The 25,154-nt window shown below is 55.2% G+C and carries 16 protein-coding genes, 3 rRNA genes and 3 riboswitches; of the genes, 2 read left to right on the top strand and 17 right to left on the bottom strand.

What is annotated here, in order from left to right; genetic code table 11:
* Nucleotides 1-49: 49 nt before the first annotated feature.
* Genes purF through purE form a run of 8 tightly spaced genes read right to left on the bottom strand, consistent with a single transcriptional unit; the run spans nt 50 to nt 8,300 of the window.
* Complete coding sequence (gene purF, locus GT3570_RS01445) at nt 50-1,462, bottom strand: amidophosphoribosyltransferase (protein ID WP_011229773.1); 1,413 nt, start codon at nt 1,460-1,462, stop codon at nt 50-52.
* Nucleotides 1,438-3,666, bottom strand: coding sequence for a phosphoribosylformylglycinamidine synthase subunit PurL (purL, locus tag GT3570_RS01440; protein WP_021321603.1), 2,229 nt, complete (start codon nt 3,664-3,666; stop codon nt 1,438-1,440). The genes purF and purL overlap by 25 nt, the downstream gene beginning before the upstream one ends.
* Nucleotides 3,650-4,336: a phosphoribosylformylglycinamidine synthase subunit PurQ gene (purQ, locus tag GT3570_RS01435; protein WP_014194764.1), complete on the bottom strand. Its 687-nt coding sequence runs from the start codon at nt 4,334-4,336 to the stop codon at nt 3,650-3,652. Before purQ ends, purL begins: the two co-directional genes overlap by 17 nt.
* On the bottom strand, nt 4,333-4,587 hold the full coding sequence (gene purS, locus GT3570_RS01430) for a phosphoribosylformylglycinamidine synthase subunit PurS (RefSeq protein ID WP_014194763.1): 255 nt from the start codon (nt 4,585-4,587) through the stop codon (nt 4,333-4,335). The genes purQ and purS overlap by 4 nt, the downstream gene beginning before the upstream one ends.
* Nucleotides 4,575-5,318: a phosphoribosylaminoimidazolesuccinocarboxamide synthase gene (purC, locus tag GT3570_RS01425; protein WP_014194762.1), complete on the bottom strand. Its 744-nt coding sequence runs from the start codon at nt 5,316-5,318 to the stop codon at nt 4,575-4,577. The genes purS and purC overlap by 13 nt, the downstream gene beginning before the upstream one ends.
* 60 nt (nt 5,319-5,378) lie before the next feature.
* On the bottom strand, nt 5,379-6,674 hold the full coding sequence (gene purB, locus GT3570_RS01420; RefSeq protein ID WP_011229768.1) for an adenylosuccinate lyase: 1,296 nt from the start codon (nt 6,672-6,674) through the stop codon (nt 5,379-5,381).
* Nucleotides 6,671-7,819, bottom strand: coding sequence for a 5-(carboxyamino)imidazole ribonucleotide synthase (purK, locus tag GT3570_RS01415; RefSeq protein ID WP_011229767.1), 1,149 nt, complete (start codon nt 7,817-7,819; stop codon nt 6,671-6,673). The genes purB and purK overlap by 4 nt, the downstream gene beginning before the upstream one ends.
* A complete protein-coding gene (purE, locus tag GT3570_RS01410) occupies nt 7,812-8,300 on the bottom strand; it encodes a 5-(carboxyamino)imidazole ribonucleotide mutase (protein WP_011229766.1) in 489 nt (162 codons plus the stop codon). Before purE ends, purK begins: the two co-directional genes overlap by 8 nt.
* 110 nt (nt 8,301-8,410) lie before the next feature.
* Nucleotides 8,411-8,512, bottom strand: a riboswitch (purine riboswitch).
* 148 nt (nt 8,513-8,660) lie between these two features.
* On the opposite strand from purE, the gene GT3570_RS01405 reads away from it, so the two are divergent.
* Entirely contained in the window at nt 8,661-9,110 is a 450-nt protein-coding gene (locus GT3570_RS01405; protein WP_011229765.1) for an Hsp20/alpha crystallin family protein, read from the top strand.
* Between the two features lie 254 nt (nt 9,111-9,364).
* On the opposite strand, the gene rrf is transcribed toward GT3570_RS01405, so the two are convergent.
* From rrf to GT3570_RS01355, 9 genes are all read right to left on the bottom strand, one after another.
* Nucleotides 9,365-9,481: ribosomal RNA gene (rrf, locus tag GT3570_RS01400) — 5S ribosomal RNA — on the bottom strand.
* A 417-nt stretch (nt 9,482-9,898) separates the two neighbouring features.
* Nucleotides 9,899-12,828: ribosomal RNA gene (locus GT3570_RS01395) — 23S ribosomal RNA — on the bottom strand.
* A gap of 790 nt (nt 12,829-13,618) precedes the next feature.
* Nucleotides 13,619-15,176, bottom strand: a 16S ribosomal RNA gene (locus GT3570_RS01385).
* Together the 16S, 23S and 5S rRNA genes form the textbook arrangement of a ribosomal RNA operon.
* 291 nt (nt 15,177-15,467) lie before the next feature.
* On the bottom strand, nt 15,468-16,010 hold the full coding sequence (locus GT3570_RS01380; RefSeq protein ID WP_062898327.1) for a GNAT family N-acetyltransferase: 543 nt from the start codon (nt 16,008-16,010) through the stop codon (nt 15,468-15,470).
* Nucleotides 16,011-16,148: 138 nt separating this feature from the next.
* A complete protein-coding gene (locus GT3570_RS01375) occupies nt 16,149-17,474 on the bottom strand; it encodes an NCS2 family permease (RefSeq protein WP_062898326.1) in 1,326 nt (441 codons plus the stop codon).
* Between the two features lie 90 nt (nt 17,475-17,564).
* A riboswitch (purine riboswitch) is annotated at nt 17,565-17,666 on the bottom strand.
* 88 nt (nt 17,667-17,754) lie between these two features.
* The gene (guaA, locus tag GT3570_RS01370; protein ID WP_062898325.1) at nt 17,755-19,287 is read right to left on the bottom strand and encodes a glutamine-hydrolyzing GMP synthase; all 1,533 of its coding nucleotides are present in this window, start codon (nt 19,285-19,287) and stop codon (nt 17,755-17,757) included.
* Between the two features lie 62 nt (nt 19,288-19,349).
* Nucleotides 19,350-19,451, bottom strand: a riboswitch (purine riboswitch).
* A 40-nt stretch (nt 19,452-19,491) separates the two neighbouring features.
* Nucleotides 19,492-21,654: a DUF4129 domain-containing transglutaminase family protein gene (locus GT3570_RS01365; RefSeq protein ID WP_062898324.1), complete on the bottom strand. Its 2,163-nt coding sequence runs from the start codon at nt 21,652-21,654 to the stop codon at nt 19,492-19,494.
* Nucleotides 21,651-22,826 (bottom strand): DUF58 domain-containing protein, encoded by a 1,176-nt coding sequence (locus GT3570_RS01360; protein WP_044742400.1) that lies wholly within the window; start codon nt 22,824-22,826, stop codon nt 21,651-21,653. Before GT3570_RS01360 ends, GT3570_RS01365 begins: the two co-directional genes overlap by 4 nt.
* A 5-nt stretch (nt 22,827-22,831) precedes the next feature.
* A complete protein-coding gene (locus GT3570_RS01355) occupies nt 22,832-23,788 on the bottom strand; it encodes an AAA family ATPase (RefSeq protein ID WP_062898323.1) in 957 nt (318 codons plus the stop codon).
* A gap of 128 nt (nt 23,789-23,916) precedes the next feature.
* On the opposite strand from GT3570_RS01355, the gene GT3570_RS01350 reads away from it, so the two are divergent.
* Entirely contained in the window at nt 23,917-25,140 is a 1,224-nt protein-coding gene (locus GT3570_RS01350; protein ID WP_015373801.1) for an Nramp family divalent metal transporter, read from the top strand.
* Nucleotides 25,141-25,154 lie beyond the last annotated feature (14 nt).

The raw sequence follows: 25,154 nt of genomic DNA, 5'->3' as shown, positions 1-25,154 counted from the left end.
CGGAAACGCGCCACCACATTCGTCAGTTGCACCGGTTATACTTCCTCCATCATTTCATCGTCAGACATGGCCGCGCCGCTTGACCGAGGCGGGTCGGATATTGGCCAGTGAAACACGCCAAACATTGCCCGCGCTGCGGCGAGACGTCCGGACGCCCGATGGCCTCAAGCATCCCTTCCTGGCTGATAAAGGCGAGGGAATCAGCGCCAATCAAGCGCCGAATCTCTTCAACAGTGCGATTCGCCGCGATCAATTCTTCCTTTGACGACGTATCAATGCCGTAAAAGCAAGGATGGGTGATCGGCGGCGCGCTGATGCGCACGTGCACTTCAACCGCCCCGGCTTCACGGAGCATCGCGACGATGCGCCGGCTCGTCGTCCCGCGCACGATCGAATCATCCACCATCACAACCCGTTTGCCGGCCACAACCCCGCGCACCGGCGACAGCTTCATTTTCACTCCTTGCTCGCGCAACGCCTGCGACGGCTGGATGAACGTCCGCCCGACATATCGGTTTTTAATCAACCCCAATTCGTATGGAATGCCGCTCGCCTCAGCGTAGCCGATGGCAACAGAGATGCTTGAGTCCGGCACGCCGGTGACGATGTCGGCCTCTGCCGGCGCTTCCAAGGCCAGCCGCTTTCCTAAGTTTTTTCGGGCCTTATGGACATTGATGCCGTCGACATGGCTGTCCGGACGAGCGAAATAAATGTACTCCATGCTGCAAATCGACCGCGGCTGCCTAGGAGCGAACCGTTCTGAACGCACCCCTTCGCGGCTGATGATGAGCAATTCCCCAGGCGCCACTTCCCGCTCGTATGTGGCGCCGATGACGTCAAACGCGCACGTTTCCGACGCCACGACATACGCCGAACCGAGCCGGCCGAGCGACAGCGGCCGAAACCCGTGCGGATCAAGCGCCGCATAGAGCGCCTTTTCCGTCAGCAGCAAAAACGCAAACGCCCCTTCGATCTGACTGAGCGCCTCTTTCATTTGCTCGACAAACGTCGGCGCTTGGCTGCGGCGGATGAGATGGGCGAACACTTCCGTATCCGATGTCGTCTGAAAAATGCTTCCTTGCCCTTCAAGCGCGAGCTTCAACTCGATGGCGTTTGTCAAGTTGCCGTTATGGGCGAGCGCCATCGCGCCGGTTTGCGAGCGGAACAAGAGCGGCTGAACGTTTTCATAGCCGCCCCCGCCCGCCGTCGAATAGCGGACATGACCGATGGCCGCCGCCCCTTTGAGCGCATCGAGCGTACCGCTTTGAAACACATCGGTCACCAGCCCCAGCCCTTTATGACTGGATAAGCTCCCGTTATGCGCGACAACGATGCCGGCCCCTTCCTGCCCACGGTGCTGCAGGCTGTGAAGCCCGTAGTATGTGAGCCGGGCGGCGTCTTCATGCCCCCAAATGCCGAAAATGCCGCACTCCTCGTTCAATCCTTTGATTTCAGCAAGCATGGAATAGCCCCTTTCCAGACGTTTCGCATCTTGGCAACGGAAAGGTGAATGAGCGTCTCACCGTGCTCCCCGTTCACCACGAATGCGCCGTCGTCTGTCACTTCGCCGATTTGTTTCGCTTCAACCAGTTGCTCAAACGCCTCTTTTTGCTCTTTTTTCACCGAGACAACAAAGCGTGATTGCGTTTCGCTGAACAGTTCACTGACGAGGTCACCGCCGATCGTCACCTTGGCGCCAAGCCCCGAGGCACCCATGACACACTCAGCAAGCGCAACGGCTAATCCTCCTTCGGCAATATCATGCGCTGACGCCACCACCCCCGCGCGGATCGCCGCAAGCAGCTGGCGCTGGCGGCTTGCTTCCACCTCTAAGTCAATCTCCGGTGCTTTTCCAAAAATGCGGCCTTCCAGCCATTTTTGCAACTCGCTGCCGCCAAACTCCGGCTTCGCCTCGCCGATCACGTAAATGAGGTCGCCCGCTTGTTTAAACGACTGAGTCGTAATATGGGAAAGATCGTCAATGAGACCGACCATGCCAACGACCGGGGTTGGGTACACGGCCTCGCCGTTCGTTTCATTGTACAGCGAGACGTTGCCGCTCACCACCGGCGTCCCGAGCGCCCGGCACGCTTCGCTCATCCCGTCGACCGCTTTTTCGAGCTGCCAGAAAATCTCCGGCTTTTCCGGGCTGCCAAAGTTGAGGCAGTCCGTAATGGCGAGCGGCTTTGCTCCGGAGCAGATGACATTGCGCGCCGCCTCGGCGACCGCGATTTTCCCGCCCGTTTCCGGATCCAAATACAAGTAGCGCGAATTGCAATCCGTCGTCAGCGCGAGCGCCTTGTTCGTGCCGCGGATGCGCACGACCGCCGCGTCCGATCCCGGGGCGACGACCGTATTCGTCCGCACCATATAGTCGTACTGGTCGTACACCCATTCTTTGCTCGCAATCGTCGGCTGGGCGAGCAGCCCGAGCAATGTTTGATTGTAGTCTTCGATGTGCGGAGTATACGGCGGCATCGCTTGAAACTCGCGGTAATAAGCCGGCTCGGCAGACGGTTTATGATACACCGGCGCGTCTTTCGCCAAGGCGTCCACCGGAATTTCCGCCGCCACCTCGCCTCGGAACAAGAGGCGGAGCATTTTGTCATCGGTCACTTTGCCGATTGCTTTGGCCTCGAGGCCGTATTTGGCAAAAATCGCGGCGATTTCGTCTTCACAACCTTGCTTGACAACAAGCAGCATCCGTTCCTGCGATTCGGACAGCATCATTTCGTACGGCGTCATGCCTGCCTCACGCTGCGGGACGAGATCCAAATTCATTTCAATGCCAAATCCGCCTTTGCTTGCCATCTCGGCGGATGAACTCGTGAGTCCTGCCGCCCCCATATCTTGAATGCCGACTAACGCATCGGACTTGACTGCTTCAAGACACGCCTCAAGCAGCAGTTTTTCCATAAACGGGTCGCCGACTTGCACGGCGGGACGCTTTGCTTCCGACTGTTCGCTCAACTCTTCCGAAGCAAACGTCGCCCCGTGGATGCCGTCGCGGCCCGTTTTCGCCCCGACGTACATGACCGTGTTGCCGACCCCGGTCGCCACGCCGCGCTGAATGTCCTCATGGCGGATGATCCCGACGCACATGGCGTTGACCAATGGGTTGCCTTCATACGCCGGGTCGAACTGCACCTCGCCGCCGACGGTCGGGATGCCGACGCAGTTGCCGTACCCGGCAATGCCGGCGACGACCTGCTCGAACAAATATTTGACGCGCGGCGACGTCAATTCGCCAAATCGAAGCGAGTTCAGCAGCGCAATCGGCCGCGCTCCCATTGAAAAGACGTCGCGGATGATGCCGCCGACCCCGGTCGCCGCTCCTTGGTACGGCTCGATCGCTGACGGGTGATTATGGCTTTCGATTTTAAACGCCACCGCCAGCCCGTCGCCAATATCGACAATGCCTGCACCCTCACCCGGCCCTTGCAGCACGTGCGGACCATCAGTCGGGAATTTTTTCAGCACCGGCTTCGAGTTTTTGTAGCTGCAATGCTCCGACCACATGACGGCAAAAATGCCGGTTTCCGTGTAGTTCGGCAGTCTCCCCAAAATCGCTTCAATGCGCGCAAACTCTTCATCTGTTAACCCCATCTCACGGTACAACTTTTGTTCTTTGATCATCGCCGCGCTCGGCTCAAGCAGTAACGACATGCGTCTCCCTCCAATAGTTGACGATCGATCGGAATAGTTTCAATCCGTCCGCGCTGCCGAGCAAGGCGTCGACCGCCCGCTCCGGATGCGGCATCATGCCGAGCACATTGCCCTGTTCATTGACGATGCCGGCAATATCCGCCAAGCTGCCGTTCGGATTTTCTCCATGGTAACGGAACACGATTTGCCGGTTCTCGACAAGGCGCTCGAGCGTCTGTTCATCGCAATAATAATTCCCTTCACCATGGGCGATTGGAATTGTAATGACTTCGCCTTTTTCGTAGGCAGACGTAAACATCGTTTCATGATTTTCCACCGTCAGCTGGACCGGCCGGCAGATGAATTTCAACCCTTGATTGCGGCGCATCGCCCCAGGAAGCAAGCCGGCTTCGAGCAAAATTTGAAACCCGTTGCACACCCCAAGCACCGGTTTTCCCGCTTCGGCGGCTTTTTTTACGGCAGCCATCACCTTGGAGAAACGGGCAATGGCTCCGGAACGCAAGTAATCGCCGTACGAAAACCCGCCTGGAAGCAAAATGGCGTCAAAACGGTCTAGATCGTCCTCGTCATGCCAAACGTATTCGACCTCTTCGCCAAGTTCATCGGCGATCGCATGATACATATCGACATCGCAATTCGATCCCGGAAACACAACGACGGCAAACTTCATCGGGCGACGGCCTCCTCGATTTCATAGCGGTAGTCTTCAATCACCGGGTTGGCAAGCAGTTTTTCACACATCTCGCGAACGAGCTCGTTGATGTCGCGGTCGCTCTCTTCAATCACGAGCTCCATAAACTTCCCGATTCGTACATCTTTCACTTCCGTATACGATAAGCTGTGCAGCGCCCCTTTTACAGCGGTCCCTTGCGGATCCAACACACTCTCTCGCAACGTGACATACACTTTTACTTTGTACATGCCGATTCTCCCCCTAACCGTTGTAAAATGACTTCGTATGCGTCCGTCAAACTGCCCAAGTCGCGGCGGAACACGTCTTTGTCGAGCTTTTCGTTCGTCTTTGCGTCCCATAACCGGCACGTGTCCGGTGAAATCTCATCCGCCAAGAGAATGGCTCCGTCTGCTGTACGGCCGAACTCAAGCTTAAAATCAATCAACCGCACGTTCCGCTCGGCAAAATGGAGGCGCAGCACGTCATTCACCGCAAGCGCGGCCTGCTTCAGCGCGGCGACTTCCTCGCGGCTGGCGAGTTTTAAAATGAAGATATGATCTTCCAACAACAACGGGTCGCCAAGGTCGTCGTTTTTGTAATAAAACTCAACAAGCGGCGCCTCAAGCGGCGTCCCTTCCTCTAGACCGATCCGCTTGGCTAAACTTCCCGCTACCACATTGCGGACAACGACTTCAAGCGGGATGATCGTCACGCGCCGGACCAATTGTTCCGTTGGCGACAGCTTTTCAATAAAATGATTGGCAATGCCTGCTTCGCGCAGCTTCAAAAACAACAAGCTGGAAATCTCGTTATTGAGCCGCCCTTTGCCGGCGATCGTCGCCTTTTTTTCGCCGTTAAACGCCGTTGCGCTGTCTTTGTACTCGACCCAAAGCACATCTGGCTCGTCAGTCGCGTAAATTTTTTTCGCTTTCCCTTCATATAACAGCTGTTGTTTCGTCGGCACGATCAACGCCTCCATTTGTCCAGAAGATTGAAAATCTTTTGTATAGCCGGCCGGCTTCGACCAGCCGGCAGCCGCTCACTCCAACCCTAAGCGTGCAAAAATCGTATCGACATGTTTCAAGTGATAGCGATAATCAAAACAATCATCGAGCTCCTCTTTCGTCAGCCGGCTCATGATCCGCTCATCCGCTTCAAGAAGCGAGCGGAACGGCACTTGTCTCTCCCACGCTTCCATCGCTTTCGGCTGCACCAAATCGTACGCCTCCTCGCGCGTCATCCCCTTGTCGATCAAAGCAAGCAAGACTCGCTGTGAATAAATGAGCCCGAACGTGCGCTCCATATTTTTTTTCATGTTTTCCGGGTACACAAGCAAATGTTTCACGATATTCGCGAATCGGTTCAACATATAATTCAACGCAATCGTCGCATCCGGCAAAATGATGCGCTCGGCCGACGAATGGGAAATGTCGCGTTCATGCCAAAGCGGCACGTTTTCGTACGCTGTCACCATATAGCCGCGAATGACGCGCGCCATGCCGGTCATGTTTTCCGAACCGATCGGATTGCGCTTATGCGGCATCGCTGATGAGCCTTTTTGTCCTTTGGCAAAAAACTCTTCGACTTCGCGGACTTCGCTTTTTTGCAAGCCGCGAATCTCGACGGCAAATTTTTCAATCGATGTCGCAATTAAGGCCAATGTCGCCATATAGTAAGCGTGGCGGTCGCGCTGCAGCGTCTGCGTCGAAATCGGCGCCGGCGTCAAGCCGAGTTTTTCACACACATACTGCTCCACAAACGGATCCACGTTGGCGTACGTGCCGACTGCGCCGGAAATTTTCCCTACTTCCACCATCTTGGCAGCTTGTTCAAACCGCTCCAAATTTCGCACCATCTCGGCATACCAAAGCGCCAGCTTCAGCCCGAACGTCGTCGGTTCGGCATGAACGCCGTGCGTGCGCCCCATCATGACCGTGTATTTATGTTCGCGCGCTTTCTCTTTCAGCACTTGAATGAAGTTTTCCAAATCACGCCGCAAAATCGCGTTCGCCTGCTTTAACAAGTAGCCGAGCGCCGTATCGACGACATCGGTCGACGTGAGACCATAATGCACCCATTTTCGTTCTTCCCCAAGCGTCTCAGAAACGGCGCGGGTGAAGGCGACGACATCGTGGCGCGTTTCTTCTTCGATTTCCTTAATGCGGTTGACGTCAAACGACGCGTTTTCACGCAGGCGGCGGACATCTTCTTTTGGGATGACGCCAAGCTCGGCCCACGCCTCGCACGCGAGCAGTTCCACCTCAAGCCATGCCTTAAAGCGGTTTTCCTCGGTCCAAATCGCTCCCATTTCCGGTCTTGTGTAACGTTCAATCATCCTCGTTCCAGCCTCCGATCATGCCAAATTTGCCACGATTCGATTCTCGCCAACGCCGCCTCGACATCGTCTGCCAGCACCGTCACATGCCCCATTTTCCGCTTCGGCTTCGCTTCGTGTTTGCCGTACAGATGGACGTAGGTCCCCCCGTCGAACGCACCGATATGCCGAATGACCGGCTCGACGTGCTCGCCTAAAATATTGACCATCACCGCCGGCTTCAACAATTCGGTCGATCCGAGCGGCCAGTTGCAGACGGCGCGGATGTGCTGGGCAAACTGCGACGTCGCGCATGCATTGATTGTATAATGTCCGGAGTTGTGCGGTCTAGGGGCCAGCTCATTAATATAAATATCCCCGTCCGCAGTCAAAAACATTTCCACCGCCAGCGTCCCAACGAGCGAAAACGATGCGGCCAACACTTCCGCGTAGCGAATGGCCCGCTCTTGCACGCTTTCCGGAATTCGAGCCGGAACGATCGTTTGATGCAAAATGTTCTCGATATGAATATTTTCCGCCACTGGAAAAACAGCCGTCTCACCATCGAGGTTGCGGGCGACAATGACCGACATTTCCTTCACAAACGGCACCCAGCCTTCCAAAATGCATGGGCCAAGCCCAAGCAAATCAGCCGCTTTGGCTAGATCGCCTTCGCCGCGCAGCACATATTGTCCTTTGCCGTCGTAGCCGCCGCGCCGCGTTTTCAAGACGCACGGGAAACCGATCGTCTGAACGGCCTGTTCAAGTTCCTCCGCTCCATTCACTTCGACATAGGGCGCCACCGGCAAGCTGGCATCAACGATCGCCGCTTTCTCCAGCGCCCGGTCTTGCGTCACCGCAAGCAGTCGGCTTCCTTGCGGGACATAGGCGTTTGCCTCCAGCCACTCAAGCGCTCGCGCATCGATATTTTCAAATTCGTACGTAATGACATCGCTCACGCGGGCCAGTTCAGCGATGGCGTCCAAATCATGATAAGGCGCCGTAATCTCCACATCGGCCACTTGCCCGCACGGGGAGTCAGGCGTTGGGTCGAGCACGGCGATGCGAAAACCCATCTCGCGCGCCGCCAAAGCCATCATCCGCCCGAGCTGCCCCCCGCCGATGATGCCGATCGTCTGCCCAGGAACGATCCGTTGCTTAGTCAAATTGATCACTGCTTTCTACGATTTGTTTGCGAATCGCTTCCCGCCGCGCTTTGAGCGCCTCCATATAGCGTGGCTCAAGCAGTCCAAGAATCGATGCGGCGAGCAGTCCGGCGTTGGTCGCCCCCGCCTTGCCGATCGCCACCGTCGCCACCGGCACCCCGCCTGGCATTTGCACAATCGACAATAACGAATCAAGTCCATTCAATGCTTTTGACTGCACGGGCACCCCAATCACCGGCAGCGTCGTTTTCGCCGCGATCATCCCCGGCAAGTGAGCCGCTCCGCCAGCGCCGGCAATGATCACGCGGATGCCGCGCTCCTCGGCTGTCTCCGCATACCGAAACATCTCATCCGGCGTCCGGTGCGCCGATACGACTTTTTTCTCAAACGGAACACCCAATTCCGCCAAAATGGCGCAAGCATGTTTCATCGTTTCCCAATCCGAATGGCTTCCCATGATCACCCCAACGAGCGGGCTCATACCGTTTCACTCCTTTTGCTAGCACAACAAAACCCAGAACATGCGTTCCCGTTCATAAACGAGGGAAAGCATCGTTCTGGGCTTTGACAGTTGCTGATCGAAAAAAAGCCAAAACCGATCCTTTCCCTCATAGTCCAATCATTTACGGTGATTGGGTAGAAACTTTTGGGCCATATTCCCAAAATTATATGAGGGATCTTCTCATACACTATGAAGTTACCTTTATAGTAGCAGGTTTTTTTTCGGCGTGTCAAGGAAAAAATCGAACATTTAGTATTTCACTAAAGCAAATGTTCGTGTTTTTTGAATCACCAAACGAAGAAGACGGCATATGATGAAGGAGCGGAGGAGGGAGACGTTATGACCAACGAAAATCCATTTATGCCGTTTTCCGATTGGACAAAACATTGGCAGCAATTTTTCCAAAATGATTTTTGGGGAAGCATCCAGCCGTTGCTGCCGTCATCAAACTCAAACAAACCATCATCCGGCATGAACATTTACAAAAAAGACAACGAGCTGCTCGTTGTCATCAGCCTCCCGGGGCTCGAAAAAATCGAAGATGCAGAAGTGTATGTATCATACAAAACGTTGGAAGTGAAGGCAACCATTAATCTAAACTTCAAAGGGTTTGAGCTAGTAGAAGAAGGCCTTTTCCAAGGCCAATTCCAAAAAACAATCCCACTGCCGTTCGCCGTCAAAGAGGACCGCATCGAAGCAACATACCATAACGGCCTGTTGTTCATCCACCTGCATCGACTTATCCCTGACGAGCCGAAAAAGAAAATTGTCATCAAAAAAAGCGAATAATCTCCCCACGAGTGCAAAAAAAGAAGATACCTGCCTTTCCAAAAAAAGTAAAAAAAGAGGGTGTCCATGCCGTACAGGACACCCTTACGCGAGTTTCCGTTTCCTATCGCTTTTATGAAAAAGGGGGTCTAGGAAACGATGATCACGCTTTACATTTTGGGGGAGAGGATTGAAAATGGCGTCATTCAAAATGACTCATTTCCCATTAGGCAAAAATAATGAGAGAACCATTCAGCTCCCTCATTTTTTTGCCTGCCTAGCAGCGACCTACTCTTGCAGGGGCGCTGGCCCCAACTACCATCGGCGCTGGAGGGCTTAACTTCCGTGTTCGGGATGGGAACGGGTGTTTCCCCTCCGCCATAGCCACTAGGCAAGCATTTGGATTTTGACATCATTTATTATACTTGAAAAACAAACAATGTCAAGAAGGAAGTTCATTCCCTCAAAACTAGATAACCGTGCTCAGGAAGAAGCCGCTCGCCTGCGCTTTTCGCATTGTCCAGCTCCGGCTCGCCGCCGCTCGGGGTCAAATAACCTTCGCCTTCGGGATCGGAAATCCCTGCAGGCGAAGAACATTTGCCCGTCGCGGCGACCCGCTCGCCTGCGCTTTTCGCTGTCTAGTTCCGGCCGCCATCGGCTCGCGACGCTTCGGTCCTGCTGCGGCGGCGACACATTGCATACGCTCCTGTGGCACCACCCACGCAGAACCAAGCTTCGCTTGGTTCGAGCCTCCTCGCAGGCCCTCCAGCGCACCTCGCCGATAAGCGGGCGGCCTCCACTTTTCTTGCTAGGTTAAGCCCTCGATCGATTAGTATCCGTCAGCTCCACGTGTCGCCACGCTTCCACCTCGGACCTATCGACCTCGTCATCTTCGAGGGATCTTACCCGCTTTGCGCGGTGGGAAATCTCATCTTGAGGGGGGCTTCACGCTTAGATGCTTTCAGCGCTTATCCCGTCCGCACATAGCTACCCAGCGGTGCCCCTGGCGGGACAACTGGTACACCAGCGGTGCGTCCATCCCGGTCCTCTCGTACTAAGGACAGCTCCTCTCAAATTTCCTCCGCCCGCGACGGATAGGGACCGAACTGTCTCACGACGTTCTGAACCCAGCTCGCGTACCGCTTTAATGGGCGAACAGCCCAACCCTTGGGACCGACTACAGCCCCAGGATGCGATGAGCCGACATCGAGGTGCCAAACCTCCCCGTCGATGTGGACTCTTGGGGGAGATCAGCCTGTTATCCCCGGGGTAGCTTTTATCCGTTGAGCGATGGCCCTTCCATGCGGAACCACCGGATCACTAAGCCCGACTTTCGTCCCTGCTCGACCTGTCCGTCTCGCAGTCAAGCTCCCTTGTGCCTTTGCACTCTCCGAATGATTTCCAACCATTCTGAGGGAACCTTTGGGCGCCTCCGTTACCTTTTGGGAGGCGACCGCCCCAGTCAAACTGCCCACCTGACACTGTCTCCCACCCCGCTAAGGGGTGCGGGTTAGAATTTCAATACCGCCAGGGTGGTATCCCACCGTCGCCTCCACCGAAGCTGGCGCTCCGGCTTCCCAGGCTCCCACCTATCCTGTACAAGCGATACCAAAATTCCATATCAGGCTGCAGTAAAGCTCCACGGGGTCTTTCCGTCCTGTCGCGGGTAACCTGCATCTTCACAGGTAGTATAATTTCACCGGGTCTCTCGTTGAGACAGCGCCCAAGTCGTTACACCTTTCGTGCGGGTCGGAACTTACCCGACAAGGAATTTCGCTACCTTAGGACCGTTATAGTTACGGCCGCCGTTTACTGGGGCTTCGGTTCGCACCTTCGCTTCCGCTAAGCGCTCCCCTTAACCTTCCAGCACCGGGCAGGTGTCAGCCCCTATACGTCGCCTTTCGGCTTCGCAGAGACCTGTGTTTTTGATAAACAGTCGCTTGGGCCTTTTCACTGCGGCTCTTCAGGGCTCTTCACCCCAAAGAGCACCCCTTCTCCCGAAGTTACGGGGTCATTTTGCCGAGTTCCTTAACGAGAGTTCTCCCGCGCGCCTTAGGATTCTCTCCTCGCCTACCTGTGTCGGTTTGCGGTACGGGCACCTCTTCCCTCGCTAGAGGCTTTTCTTGGCAGTGTGAAATCGGGGACTTCCGGATTACTCCGTCGCCGTCACCGCTTAGCCTTATGATCCGCGGATTTGCCTGCGGATCAGCCTCACGGCTTGGACAGGCTCTTCCAGCCGCCTGCTCGCCCTATCCTCCTGCGTCCCCCCATCGCTCAAACGGGAAGAAGGTGGTACAGGAATCTCAACCTGTTGTCCATCACCTACGCCTTTCGGCCTCGGCTTAGGTCCCGACTAACCCTGAGCGGACGAACCTTCCTCAGGAACCCTTAGGCTTTCGGCGCAGAGGATTCTCACCTCTGTTTTCGCTACTCATACCGGCATTCTCACTTCTAAGCGCTCCACCAGTCCTTCCGGTCTGGCTTCTCTGCCCTTAGAACGCTCCCCTACCGATGACCAACGGTCATCCCGCAGCTTCGGCGGCACGTTTAGCCCCGGTACATTTTCGGCGCAGAGTCACTCGACCAGTGAGCTATTACGCACTCTTTAAATGGTGGCTGCTTCTAAGCCAACATCCTGGTTGTCTCGGCAACTCCACATCCTTTTCCACTGAACGTGCACTTCGGGGCCTTAGCTGGCGGTCTGGGCTGTTCCCCTCTCGACCACGGATCTTATCACTCGCAGTCTGACTCCCGGGCATAAGTCATTGGCATTCGGAGTTTGACTGGGTTCGGTAACCCGTTTGGGGCCCCTAGCCCAATCAGTGCTCTACCTCCAAGACTCTCAAACCCGAGGCTAGCCCTAAAGCTATTTCGGGGAGAACCAGCTATCTCCAAGTTCGATTGGCATTTCACCCCTACCCACACCTCATCCCCGCACTTTTCAACGTGCGTGGGTTCGGGCCTCCAGCCGGTGTTACCCGGCCTTCACCCTGGACATGGGTAGATCACCTGGTTTCGGGTCGACGACGACGTACTCACACGCCCTGTTCAGACTCGCTTTCGCTGCGGCTCCGCCTCTTCGGCTTAACCTCGCACGCCATCGTCACTCGCCGGTTCATTCTACAAAAGGCACGCCATCACCCATCAACGGGCTCTGACTACTTGTAGGCACACGGTTTCAGGTTCTCTTTCACTCCCCTCCCGGGGTGCTTTTCACCTTTCCCTCACGGTACTGGTGCACTATCGGTCACTAGGGAGTATTTAGCCTTGGGAGATGGTCCTCCCTGCTTCCGACGGGATTCCTCGTGTCCCGCCGTACTCAGGATCCGCTCGGGAGGGAACGAAGTTTCGACTACAGGGCTCTCACCTTCTCTGGCCGGCCGTTCCAGACCGGTTCGTCTACCCCGTCCCTTTCTCACTCCCATCGTGAGCGGTCCTACAACCCCAAGAGGACATGCCTCTTGGTTTGGGCTGTTCCCGTTTCGCTCGCCGCTACTCAGGGAATCGCGGTTGCTTTCTTCTCCTCCGGGTACTAAGATGTTTCAGTTCCCCGGGTGTGCCCTCCATGCCCTATGGATTCAGGCATGGATACTGCCCCATTACGGACAGTGGGTTCCCCCATTCGGACATCTCCGGATCAACGCTTGCTTACAGCTCCCCGAAGCGTTTCGGCGTTTGCCCCGTCCTTCATCGGCTCCTAGTGCCAAGGCATCCACCGTGCGCCCTTTCCAGCTTAACCTATTGCGCTCTCGGCTTCTTCCTTACTGTCTAGCTTCGGCTCGCCGCCGCTCGGGGTCAAATAACCTTCGCCTTCGGGATGTGAACATCCCTCCAGGCGAAGAACATTTGCCCATCGCGGCGAAACGCTCGCCTCCGCTTTTCCGGTTATCTAGTTTTCAAGGAACGAGACTGCTTCTTGAATTTGCTTCTCTGCAGTCTTGCATCGAGGAATCCTGCTTCCTCGAATCTGCTAGAAGACGCAGATGCAAAGCTACTGCCTTGAGTCTGCTTCTTTGCAGCTTTGCGCCGAGGAATCCATCTTCCTTGAACCTGCTGGAAGACGAAGGCGCAAAGTAGCTCCTTTGAATTCGCTTCTTCGCTGGTTTGCGCCGAGGAATTCGGCTTCTCCGAATCCGCTTGTAGACGCAGACGCAAACGAGACTGCTTCTTGAATTTGCTTCTCTGCAGTCTTGTGCCGAGGAATCTTGCTTCCCTGAACCTGCTAGCAGACGCAGGCACAGATGCAAAGCAACTACGTTGAAACAGCTTCCTTGCAGCTTTGCGTCGAGGAATCCAGCTTCTCTGAATTCACTTGTAGACGCAGACGCAAAGCAACTGAAGGAATTTTTCATTCCTTCAAAACTGAACGAAACAGAAGCGCGTTTTGCTTTGAATAACGACTGATGTCTAGCTCCAGCGCCTGGCTCTCTTCTGCCAAATAACCTTCCCCCTCGGGGTGCAAGCACCCCTGCGGGTGAAGAACATTTGGCTTCGAGAGCCAAACGCGGCGCTTCCGCTTTTCTCCTTAGAAAGGAGGTGATCCAGCCGCACCTTCCGGTACGGCTACCTTGTTACGACTTCACCCCAATCACTTGCCCCACCTTCGGCGGCTGGCTCCCGTAAGGGTTACCGCACCGACTTCGGGTGTTGCAAGCTCTCGTGGTGTGACGGGCGGTGTGTACAAGGCCCGGGAACGTATTCACCGCGGCATGCTGATCCGCGATTACTAGCGATTCCGGCTTCATGCAGGCGAGTTGCAGCCTGCAATCCGAACTGAGAGCGGCTTTTTGGGATTCGCTCCCCCTCGCGGGTTCGCAGCCCTTTGTACCGCCCATTGTAGCACGTGTGTAGCCCAGGTCATAAGGGGCATGATGATTTGACGTCATCCCCACCTTCCTCCGACTTGTCGCCGGCAGTCCCTCTAGAGTGCCCACCTTCGTGCTGGCAACTAGAGGCGAGGGTTGCGCTCGTTGCGGGACTTAACCCAACATCTCACGACACGAGCTGACGACAACCATGCACCACCTGTCACCCTGTCCCCCCGAAGGGGGAACGCCCAATCTCTTGGGTTGTCAGGGGATGTCAAGACCTGGTAAGGTTCTTCGCGTTGCTTCGAATTAAACCACATGCTCCACCGCTTGTGCGGGCCCCCGTCAATTCCTTTGAGTTTCAGCCTTGCGGCCGTACTCCCCAGGCGGAGTGCTTATCGCGTTAGCTGCAGCACTAAAGGGTGTGACCCCTCTAACACTTAGCACTCATCGTTTACGGCGTGGACTACCAGGGTATCTAATCCTGTTTGCTCCCCACGCTTTCGCGCCTCAGCGTCAGTTGCAGGCCAGAGAGCCGCCTTCGCCACTGGTGTTCCTCCACATCTCTACGCATTTCACCGCTACACGTGGAATTCCGCTCTCCTCTCCTGCACTCAAGTCCCCCAGTTTCCAATGACCCTCCACGGTTGAGCCGTGGGCTTTCACATCAGACTTAAGGAACCGCCTGCGCGCGCTTTACGCCCAATAATTCCGGACAACGCTCGCCCCCTACGTATTACCGCGGCTGCTGGCACGTAGTTAGCCGGGGCTTCCTCGTGAGGTACCGTCACCGCGCCGCCCTCTTCGAACGGCGCTCCTTCGTCCCTCACAACAGAGCTTTACGACCCGAAGGCCTTCTTCGCTCACGCGGCGTCGCTCCGTCAGGCTTTCGCCCATTGCGGAAGATTCCCTACTGCTGCCTCCCGTAGGAGTCTGGGCCGTGTCTCAGTCCCAGTGTGGCCGGTCACCCTCTCAGGCCGGCTACGCATCGTCGCCTTGGTGAGCCGTTACCTCACCAACTAGCTAATGCGCCGCGGGCCCATCCGCAAGTGACAGCCAAAGGCCGCCTTTCAACCAAAGACCATGCGGTCTTCGGTGTTATCCGGTATTAGCTCCGGTTTCCCGGAGTTATCCCGGTCTTGCGGGCAGGTTGCCCACGTGTTACTCACCCGTCCGCCGCTGACCAAATCAGAGCAAGCTCCGATTTGGTCCGCTCGACTTGCATGTATTAGGCACGCCGCCAGCGTTCGTCCTGAGCCAGGATCAAACTCTCCAAAGAAAGTTGATTGGCTTTTTGCTTCAACCGCAGCACCAAAGGCGCTAAACGGCCTCAGCTTTTCTTTCGCGCTTCGTTTCGTTCAGTTTTCAAGGAACGAGCTATTCTTTCTTTGTTCGAGGAATTCGCCTCCTCGAAAGCGACTCTTATAATATATCACCTTTTTTTGTTTTTGTCAACACATTTTTTGCTTTTTTCGCCGCACCGAAACGGCTTTATTAATATAGCACCTCTGTTTTGATGTGTCAACTGTTCATTCAAGATTTTTTCTTTCAAATCAAAACCGCTTTGTTCTTATCTCTTCCACTCTCTTGCTAACATCCCGTACACAACATGGTCGACAAAACGATCGTAAAGCCACTCCGCGTCTCGAATCGTTCCTTCATTTGTAAATCCCAGCCGTTCTGGAATCGCTCTGCTCCGGTGATTTTCTGTTGCACAGCGGATTTCAACGCGATTCATCCCTTGCTCTGTAAACAAATAGTCGATGCACGCCTTGCATGCTTTCGTCATCAGCCCCATTCCTTGAAACGATTCGCCAAGCCAATAGCCAATGCTCGTTTTTCGATTCGCTCGATCCATATAATGAATTCCGATCACACCAGCCAATTGGCCGCGATGCCAAATCCCGGCCTCAAAGCCGTTTCCAGCGGCAAACTTCTGCAACCCTTGAAAGATAAACGTTTTCGAATCCGCTACTGTTTGGGTTGAATCCACCCATGGGAGCCATTGACGCAAATGTGGGCGGCATGAATCAATTAACGCAAAAAGCGATTCCGCATCTTCCATTGTGAGCAACTTTAGCCATGAATGTTCCTCTAAGCGATGGATAAACATCGTTCATTCCCCTTTCATCATTTCTTCCATTATAGCACATCACCTTCCACACTCTGTCGTCCCCGCTACGCTCTTGTCAAAAAAAAGACTGTTCCCACGGCAGCCAATCCGCCTTAGGAACAGCCCTTTATTCCTCTTCTATTCTCGCAAAAAGACGAAGTAGCAGATAAAGACGACAAACAGGACATACAACAGTGGATGAACATCTTTGCCGCGGCCTTTCAACAGCATCGTGATCGGGTAAAAGATGAAGCCGACAGCGATGCCGGTGGCAATGCTATAGGAGAGCGGCATCGTGATCAAGGTGAAGAACGCCGGCACGGCGACTTCTAAATTTTTCCAGTCAATTTCGCCGATCGACGAAGCCATCAACACCCCGACGATGATGAGCGCTGGTGCGGTGACCGGTGCGGTAATGACGCTCAGGAGCGGGGAGAAGAACAGCGCCAGCAAGAACAAAATCCCCGTCACGACCGCGGAAAACCCGGAGCGTCCTCCAGCAGCGACGCCGGCCGACGATTCGATATACGATGTCGTCGTCGATGTGCCAAACACCGCCCCAACCATGACCGCTGTCGCGTCAACAAGCAACGCTTTGCCGGCGCGCGGCAGTTTGTTGTTTTTCAACAGCCCGGCTTGGTTGGCCACTGCCAAAAGGGTGCCGGTCGCATCGAAAAAGTCGACAATAAAGAATGTCAAGACGACGCCAAGCATTTTCAGCGAAAGAATATCTGGCAAGTGTTCAATCGCGACGCCGAACGTCGGGGAAATGTCCGGGATCGCGCCGACAATTTGTTTCGGCACTTCAATCAGTCCGAAAATCATGCCAACGACAGCCGTAATGACCATGCCGTAAAAGACGCCGCCGTTTACCTTTTTCACCATTAAAACAACGGTGATGAACAATCCGAAAATGGCGAGCAGCGTATTGCCATCCTTCAAATCGCTCAATCCGACCAGGGTGGCGTCGTTATTCACAATAATGCCGGCGTTTTGCAGGCCGATGAACGTGATGAACAGCCCAATTCCGGCGCTGACGGCATATTTCAGTTCAACGGGAATGGCATCGATGATTTTTTCTCGAATGCCGGTGAGCGATAAAATCGTAAAAATGATGCCGGAAACAAACACTCCCGCCAAGGCCGTTTGCCACGGAATGCCCATATGCAAGACGACCGTGAAGGCGAAGAAAGCGTTCAGCCCCATCCCCGGCGCCAAGGCGATCGGGTAGCGGGCCAGCACTCCCATTAAAATCGACCCGTATGCCGCCGCCAAAGCCGTGGCGACAAAGACGGCTCCTTGGTCAATGCGCAGTTCGTCAGGAAAATCTTTCACCGCCCCTAACGACAAGGTAAATGGGTTGACGAACAAAATGTACGCCATCGACAAAAACGTCGTCAGCCCGGCGATGATCTCCGTCCGATAATTCGTGCCGAGCTCATCAAACTGAAAATACTTTCTCACGTCTGTCCCCCCTATAAAGAATAAAAACGCTTCTGCAGCTACCAGAAGCGTTGACTAAGAAGGAATGACGAACAGAGAGAGGACATCGGCTCTCTATTTCACATCCCTCGTAGTCAAGCTATTTACGGTAGCTTGGTAGAAACTCCCGAGCCATATTCCCGGGATTATACGACGGAATTCGACAATATTCATGATTCCACGGCTATTGTATCAGCCTGTCGGTCGCTTGTCAAGAAAAAAGACGAACATTTCTTTGGAAATGCTCGTCTTTTGTTCGTTTTTATTCCCACTCAATCGTCGCCGGAGGCTTGCTTGTAATGTCGTAGACGACGCGGTTGACGTGCGGCACTTCGTTGACGATGCGCGTTGAAATGCGTTCCAGCACATCCCACGGAATGCGGGCCCAATCGGCGGTCATCCCGTCGATCGAGGTTACGGCGCGGATGGCGACCGTATAATCGTACGTGCGGGCATCACCCATCACCCCGACGCTGCGGATGTCGGGAAGAACAGTGAAATATTGCCAAATGTCGCGGTCCAACCCCGCTTTTTTCACTTCTTCGCGCAAAATCGCATCCGATTCGCGGACGATTTCCAATTTTTCTTCCGTCACCTCGCCAAGGACGCGAATGCCAAGCCCCGGACCCGGGAACGGCTGGCGCCAAACGATTTCGTCCGGAATGCCTAATTGTGTGCCAAGAGCGCGCACTTCGTCTTTAAACAGCGTATTGAGCGGTTCGATCAGTTCGAATTTCATATCTTCCGGCAAACCGCCGACGTTATGGTGCGATTTGATCGTTTGCGCCGTCGCCGTGCCGCTTTCGATAATGTCGGTATAGAGCGTCCCTTGCACTAAAAATTCAATGCCTTCAAGCTTCGCCGCCTCATCGTCAAAGACGTAAATAAACTCGTTGCCGATGATTTTCCGCTTTTGTTCCGGGTCTGTGATCCCTTTTAGTTTCGACAAAAAGCGCTCTTTCGCATCGACTTTGATGACGTTCATCTGGAATTGCTCACGGAACGTCTTCATGACGCTTTCCGCTTCGCCTTTGCGAAGAAGGCCGTGGTCAACAAAAATGCAGGTGAGCTGATCGCCGATGGCGCGGTGCACCAATACAGCCGCAACCGACGAGTCAACCCCGCCGCTTAAGGCGCACAACACTCTTTTTTCGCCCACTTGTTCGCGGATGCGACGCACCTGCTCATCGATGAAGTTTTCCATCGTCCAGTCGCCCCGGCAGCCGCATACATCGAAAACAAACTTCTTCAACAAATCGTTGCCGTAGACCGAGTGGCGCACTTCGGGATGAAACTGCACTCCATACCACTTCCGCCGTTCATCGCTCATCGCTGCGATCGGGCAGGAAGGGCTTGTGGCATCTACGACAAAGCCGTCAGGCGGAGCGGTCACCAAATCGCCATGGCTCATCCAGACGACTTGCTCGTCCGGCAAACCGTGGAACAACAGGGAGTCGTTTTTCACTTGAATGAGCGCCTTCCCGTACTCGCGGTGCGACGCCTTTTCCACTTTGCCGCCTAAGTGGTGCGCCATCAGCTGCATCCCGTAGCAAATCCCTAAAATCGGCAGCCCGAGCTCAAAAATCGCCGGGTCGCACCGAAACGCCTGCTCATCATATACGCTGTTCGGGCCGCCGGAAAAAATGATCCCCTTGGCGTTCAACGCGCGAATCTCGTCGGCGCGAATCGTATGCGGGTGCAATTCGCTGTACACGCCAAATTCACGGATGCGGCGGGTGATCAGTTGGTTATATTGGCTTCCGAAGTCCAATACGACGATCATTCCTTGATTCATGTTCTCCACCCCGTCCAAAAAATAAACGCTGCCGTTGCCCAAAACGTGGATGAAGGCAGAATAGCAGCGTCTTCTGCCTTCATAGTCGGGCCGTTTACGGCGGCCCGGTAGAGACGCGCAAGCCATATTCTTGCGCTTATATGAAGGGCTTTCGTCTATCCGTATGCAAATTTGAATTCATTCTATCAACTTGCCGGCAGGCGGTCAAGAGATCGTCCTTTTTATTAAATTTTCCCACAATTGACGCGCCTCACGGAGGTCGATCCGGCTGCTGTTTGCGCCGTAGACCGCTTGTTCATACGATTTGGTCAAACGTTCCATTTCATCGGTTTCGAATAAACGATCCACTTGGATGGCATACTGACGCAACGTTTCCTCTTCTTTTCGTTTCAGCCCGTAGTCATGCAGCTGACGCAACAATGCCAAGTAAGCGGGGACAAGCCATTCCGGGCCGTCAACTTGGCGGCGGCGGAATCGAAGGAGCGTAAGACGGGGCCACCATTTTCGTCTTGTCGTGTAAATCGTTCCGCCCAATGCCGCTAGCATCGCGAACACGCCCAGCACCATTTGCCATGACCAACTGTCGGCCAGCTTCTCCCACCAATGGCGGTCTTGCTCTGGCGATGATCGTTTGATCAATTGTTCGAGCGGCACGCGCGGCTGTTCCTGTGGTTCCGGCTGCGAGGGCTGCGCTTGTTGCTCCTCATTCTGTTGAGAAAGTGAAAACGCATACGGGTTGACAAACCCCCGCGTTGGCTCAAACGGCACCCAGCCGACGCCTTCAAAATACACCTCAACCCACGCATGAGCGTCATGGTTGCGGATTTCGTAAAGATTTTCCCCGTCTTGCTCGCTGACCAGCCTTCCGGACGTATAGCCTTTCACCCAGCGCGCCGGAATGCCGAGCGAACGCACGAGCACGACCATAGAAGTCGAAAAATTGTCGCAATACCCCCGTTTTGTTTCAAATAAAAATTGATCGACGTAATCTTCGTTCTCTTTTGGAACGGCGACATCCTTTGTTTCGTACGTATATTGCCCAAGTTGAAAATACTGCTCAATGGCTCTCACTTTGTCGTAAGCCGTCTGTTCTCCGGCGGCGATTTGCTTCGCCAAGTCGCGCACCCTTTGCGGAAGCGTCTTTGGCAACTGCGTATATCGTTTCAACAGAAGAGGGTCTCGAACTGGGGGCGCGGCTCGCAACGCCGCAATCGGAAAATCCGGCTCCCAATAGGTCAATGAATACTTGCCAACAGGGAACGCATTCGCCCTGTCATCGGTCGTATAAATTTTCTCTGTCGCCACATCCATGCGGTACACGACCGGTTCGGCTGCTTCCACCCGCCGCAACCCAAGCGGATAAACGAGATGAAACCCTTGATTGCGCCGCTCGATCTCCGCCTTTTGCTCCACTGTCTCAACTTGATCGCTCCACCATTCATACTTGAGCTCTTCGCCGTTGGCAAACGAGCGGACTTGCTCGCTCGGAAACACTTCCCATCCCTTGCCGGTGTAAATATCTTTCGTCTCAATCCGCCAGTAATGAAGCCCTCGATCTTTCGCCGTAAAGACGACGGTATCATCCGCGATAAACGGCCCGCCGAGGCGGGAATCATTCTGTCCGTATCCCACTTTTGCCACGCCAGGAGAAGGCGAGTTGTCGTTCGTTTCTTCCGGCTGGGCATGATCGCTGCGGATAAACGCAACCGGATCCGGCCATTGGGGCGGCAGCTTTGGTCCCGCATACCCAGCCGCCAAAGCAGCAGCCGGAATGAATAGAGCGGCCGCCCGCCACGTTCCGATGCGAAAAGACGGCGCTTTTGCCTGCAGCCGCTCGCCATGCAGCCAAACGAAGGCGAAAAAGCCAAGCGCCACAAGACGAACGATCGCGTCGTTCCCGCTATACGGAAAAAACGTATCAAGCACAGCGATATACCCAACTGTCAATGCGTATGGGACAAACCACCGTTTTTTCTGGACAATCAGCCAATGAAACAGAAACGAGATGGCCCATAGCAGCAGAAAAAAGGCAAAGGTGCGCACGGCATCGCTCGGCATGGACAAGCGTCCCCCCTGCAGCCAAGCCGCGCCATCCCGCCATAAGGCATACGGCAGCGAGGCGGCCGAATGGAACGAAAACAGCCAAGCGAGCGACCACCATATATATCCCGCTTTCCCCAAAGCGGACAGCCAGATCGGAAGGCGGAGCCAATACATCCCGAAGCAAAGGGCGACAAAGGCCGCAAACACTCTAATATGCGCTGTATCCGTCACGTCTTCCAACGGCCAAAGCCATTCCGTGAGCAGCCAAGCCGCTAGGACGTTGGGCAGCATAGCAGACAACTTCCTTGTCCCTAACCGCCTCATCCGTCTTCTCCTCCTTGCCGGACAGTTTGCCATGATTGAGGGGGCATGTGGGATACGTGCACCCCCGCATGGCGGAGTCCGTCCGCCCACCTCCGCTCGTCCTCTCCCCATTCACGGTTGACCACATACAACACTATGCAGCGTTTTGACGCCATCGCTCGCAGCTGCGCAGCCAACTCGGCGGATAACCTCGACGTCACGACCACGCAACCGGCCGCTGTTCTCCAGTTCCCCTCCTCCGCCAATTGAGACGCAAGCGGCGCTGATCCGTTCGCCTCCGCTTCCGCCAGACGGAGAAGGAGCGACGGCCACTGCTCCTCGCTTCGCCGCGGCGCTAAATAAGAACGGGCTTTTCCAGTCACGAGCAGGCCGACTGGGACTCCTTCATCGATCAACGCTTTCGCGATGGACGCCGCCAGCGTGACAAGCTCCTCAAACCATGGCGATGCGGCGCCGTCGAGCACGACGATCCAATCGTCATTGCGCGGCTCATCGAACTCTTTTGTCATCAACGCTTGCCTTCGCGCTGACGCCTTCCAATGCACCCACGACATTTTGTCACCGGGCGCGTACTCGCGGGCGCCGGCCGCCACCGCCAGATCGCGGCGGTAAGCAAGCGGGCGGGCCGCTTTTCCATAGGCGAACCATTCACGCACCATTTCTGCCGGCCAAGGCCAATAGCGGGGATACACGATGATCGTGCACGGCGCCGAAAACGATTCTGCTTTGTTCACAAAGCCGAGGGCGTCAGAAGCCTCGAGGCGCACGATGTCCAACTGATGGCGGCCGCGCGGCAACGAGAGCGACCACGCACAAGAAAGGCGGCGTCGAAACGGCCACGCGGCCATCGCCCCTCCATGCCGCGGCTCCTGGCCCGAAACGGTGAGGGCAGCGGGCGGAATCGCCCAAGGCAGCTCCATGCGGACCGTCACCGGAATCGGTTCTCCTGCATGATAGCGCTTCGCCGGCACCGTCCGGCTCACCGCAACGCGTCTGATCGGATACAAGGCGACGGCAAACGCATGCAGTCCAAACGGCAAAAAGCTGTAAAACAAAAACCAGCTGACAAATCCGCCTTGAAACATGGCGTAGGAAAACAAGATGGCGGTCAACAGCAACAATCCAACAAGCGGGAGCCAACGCCTCCCCTTCTTCATTCGCTTCGCGTTCATCGCTTTTATCGCCGTCCTTGCACCGGCACCGGCGTACGGGCTAGAAGCTGTTTGATGACGGCAGTGGCGTCAAGCTTGTCCCATTTTGCTTCAGGACGAATCAAGAGACGGTGGGCGAGCACATGCGGAGCGAGCTGTTGCACATCATCGGGGATGACAAAATCGCGGCCATGGATGAACGCGTACGCCTGCGCCGCCTTCATCAAAGCGACGGCCCCGCGCGGGCTGACGCCCAAATAGACCGCTTCGTGCACACGGCTTTGCTGGATGAGATCGACGATATACCGCTTCACGGTGTCGCTCACATGCACGCCCATCACCTTTCGCTGCAGAGTGAGCAGTTCATCAAGCGGCATCACCGGCCCGATCTCCGAAAGCGGCGCCGCTTTTTCGAGACGGTTTAACATTTCGATTTCCTCATCGGGAGACGGATAGCCCATGTGCAGTTTCACTAAAAACCGGTCAAGCTGGGCCTCGGGGAGCGGATACGTTCCTTCATATTCAATCGGATTTTGCGTCGCCATCACCAAAAACGGCTGCGGCAGCGCCCGGGTGACGCCGTCAACAGTCACGCTTCCTTCTTCCATCGCTTCCAGGAGCGCCGATTGCGTTTTCGGAGACGTCCGGTTGATCTCGTCCGCGAGCACGATGTGGGCGACAATCGGTCCGGGTTTATACTCAAATTGCTGTGTTTTCGGATTGTAGACGGAAACGCCGATCACATCGCTCGGCAGCAAATCCGGCGTAAACTGAATGCGCTTCAGCTCCACGTTGAACGATTTCGCCAGCGCACGCACCAACATCGTCTTGCCGACGCCGGGCACATCCTCGAGCAGCACATGGCCTTTGGCCAATAACGCTGTTAAGCTGAGGATGATGACGTCGCGTTTTCCGACGATGACTTGCTCAATGTTGCGGACCACCTTTTCAAAAGGGGGAAGCAGCGGCTCGTAAATCGCCATGACATCAAACTCCTTTTATAGTAATGAATGGGTCTTTCAGCGGTAGACAAGGCGCAGTTTATACTATTACTATAATATCGAATATACTGAACTTTTGGAATCCATTTGCAACAAGGGGGAAGAGAAAAATGGGGAAATCGAAGTGGACGATGATCGGCCCGGGGCTGATCGTCGCAGCGACCGGAGTCGGGGCCGGGGATTTGGTGGCCGCTCTTGTCGCCGGAACGAACTACGGCCTTGTCTTTATGTGGGCGATCATCGTCGGTGCATTGTTCAAGTTTGTGTTGAATGAAGGGGTCGGCCGTTGGCATTTGCTCAGCGGCAAAACCATTTTCGAAGGCTGGCAGTCAATGGGGAAATGGGCCTCAATCTATTTTGGCGTGTACGCCATTATTTGGGGATTCGTATACGGCGCGGCCGGTACGTCATCGTGCGCCTTGGCGATGTCAGCGATGATCCCGTCCATTCCGCTTTGGGCGTGGGCCGTCATCCATGGGGTGGCTGGCTTTGCGATTACTTGGTCCGGCCGATTCCAATTGTTTGAGCGGGTCATGAATGTGCTCGTCGGGCTCATGTTCATTACCGTGGTCGGCTCGGCGCTTCTTGTCCTGCCGCAGCTCGATGATCTTTGGAAAACGGCCGTTCCGGATTTGCCGAAAGGGTCGCTTTTGTATGCTCTCGGGCTGATCGGCGGCGTCGGCGGCTCTATCACCATGGCGTCATACGGATATTGGCTGCAGGAAAACGGCTGGAAAGGGCGAGCTTACGTATCGCCGATGCGCTATGATTCCGCTGTCGCTTATATTGTCACCGCCATCTTTACGTTGTCGCTTCTCGTGCTTGGGGCCGCCTTGTTGTACGGCACTGACACGACGATCAGCGGCGAGCAGGGGCTTGTGTCATTCGCTTCGATCATGGGCAACGAGCTGCACCCGGCTGCCCGTTGGCTCTTTTTGCTCGGCTTTTGGTCGGCGTCATTTACATCGGTCATCGGCGTTTGGAACGGCGTTTCGTATTTGTTCGCCGATTTTGTTCGCAACATGCGGAAAACGCCGGTTGGCGCCGAATCGCTCAACCAGTCAAAAGCGTTCCGCTTCTACGTCTTTTGGCTCACCTTCCCGCCGATGCTCTTGCATTTCATCGGCAAGCCGGTCGGACTCATCATCGCCTACGGGGCGCTCGGCGCGCTGTTTATGCCATTTTTGGCTGTGACGCTTCTTTATTTGCTCAATTCGAAAAAAGCGCTTCCGGACGAAGGGCGCAACCATTGGCTCTCGAATGCGCTGCTCGTTCTTTGTCTGGCGCTGTTTGCCGTCTTGTCGATTAATGAACTCATTCGCCTGTTTGCTTAACATTTGCCCGGTGC

This window comes from Geobacillus thermoleovorans (assembly GCF_001610955.1).
Classification (GTDB): Bacteria; Bacillota; Bacilli; order Bacillales; family Anoxybacillaceae; genus Geobacillus; species Geobacillus thermoleovorans.
The sequence above is the reverse complement of the archived record's forward strand: the minus strand, read 5'-3'. Positions and strand labels throughout refer to the sequence as shown.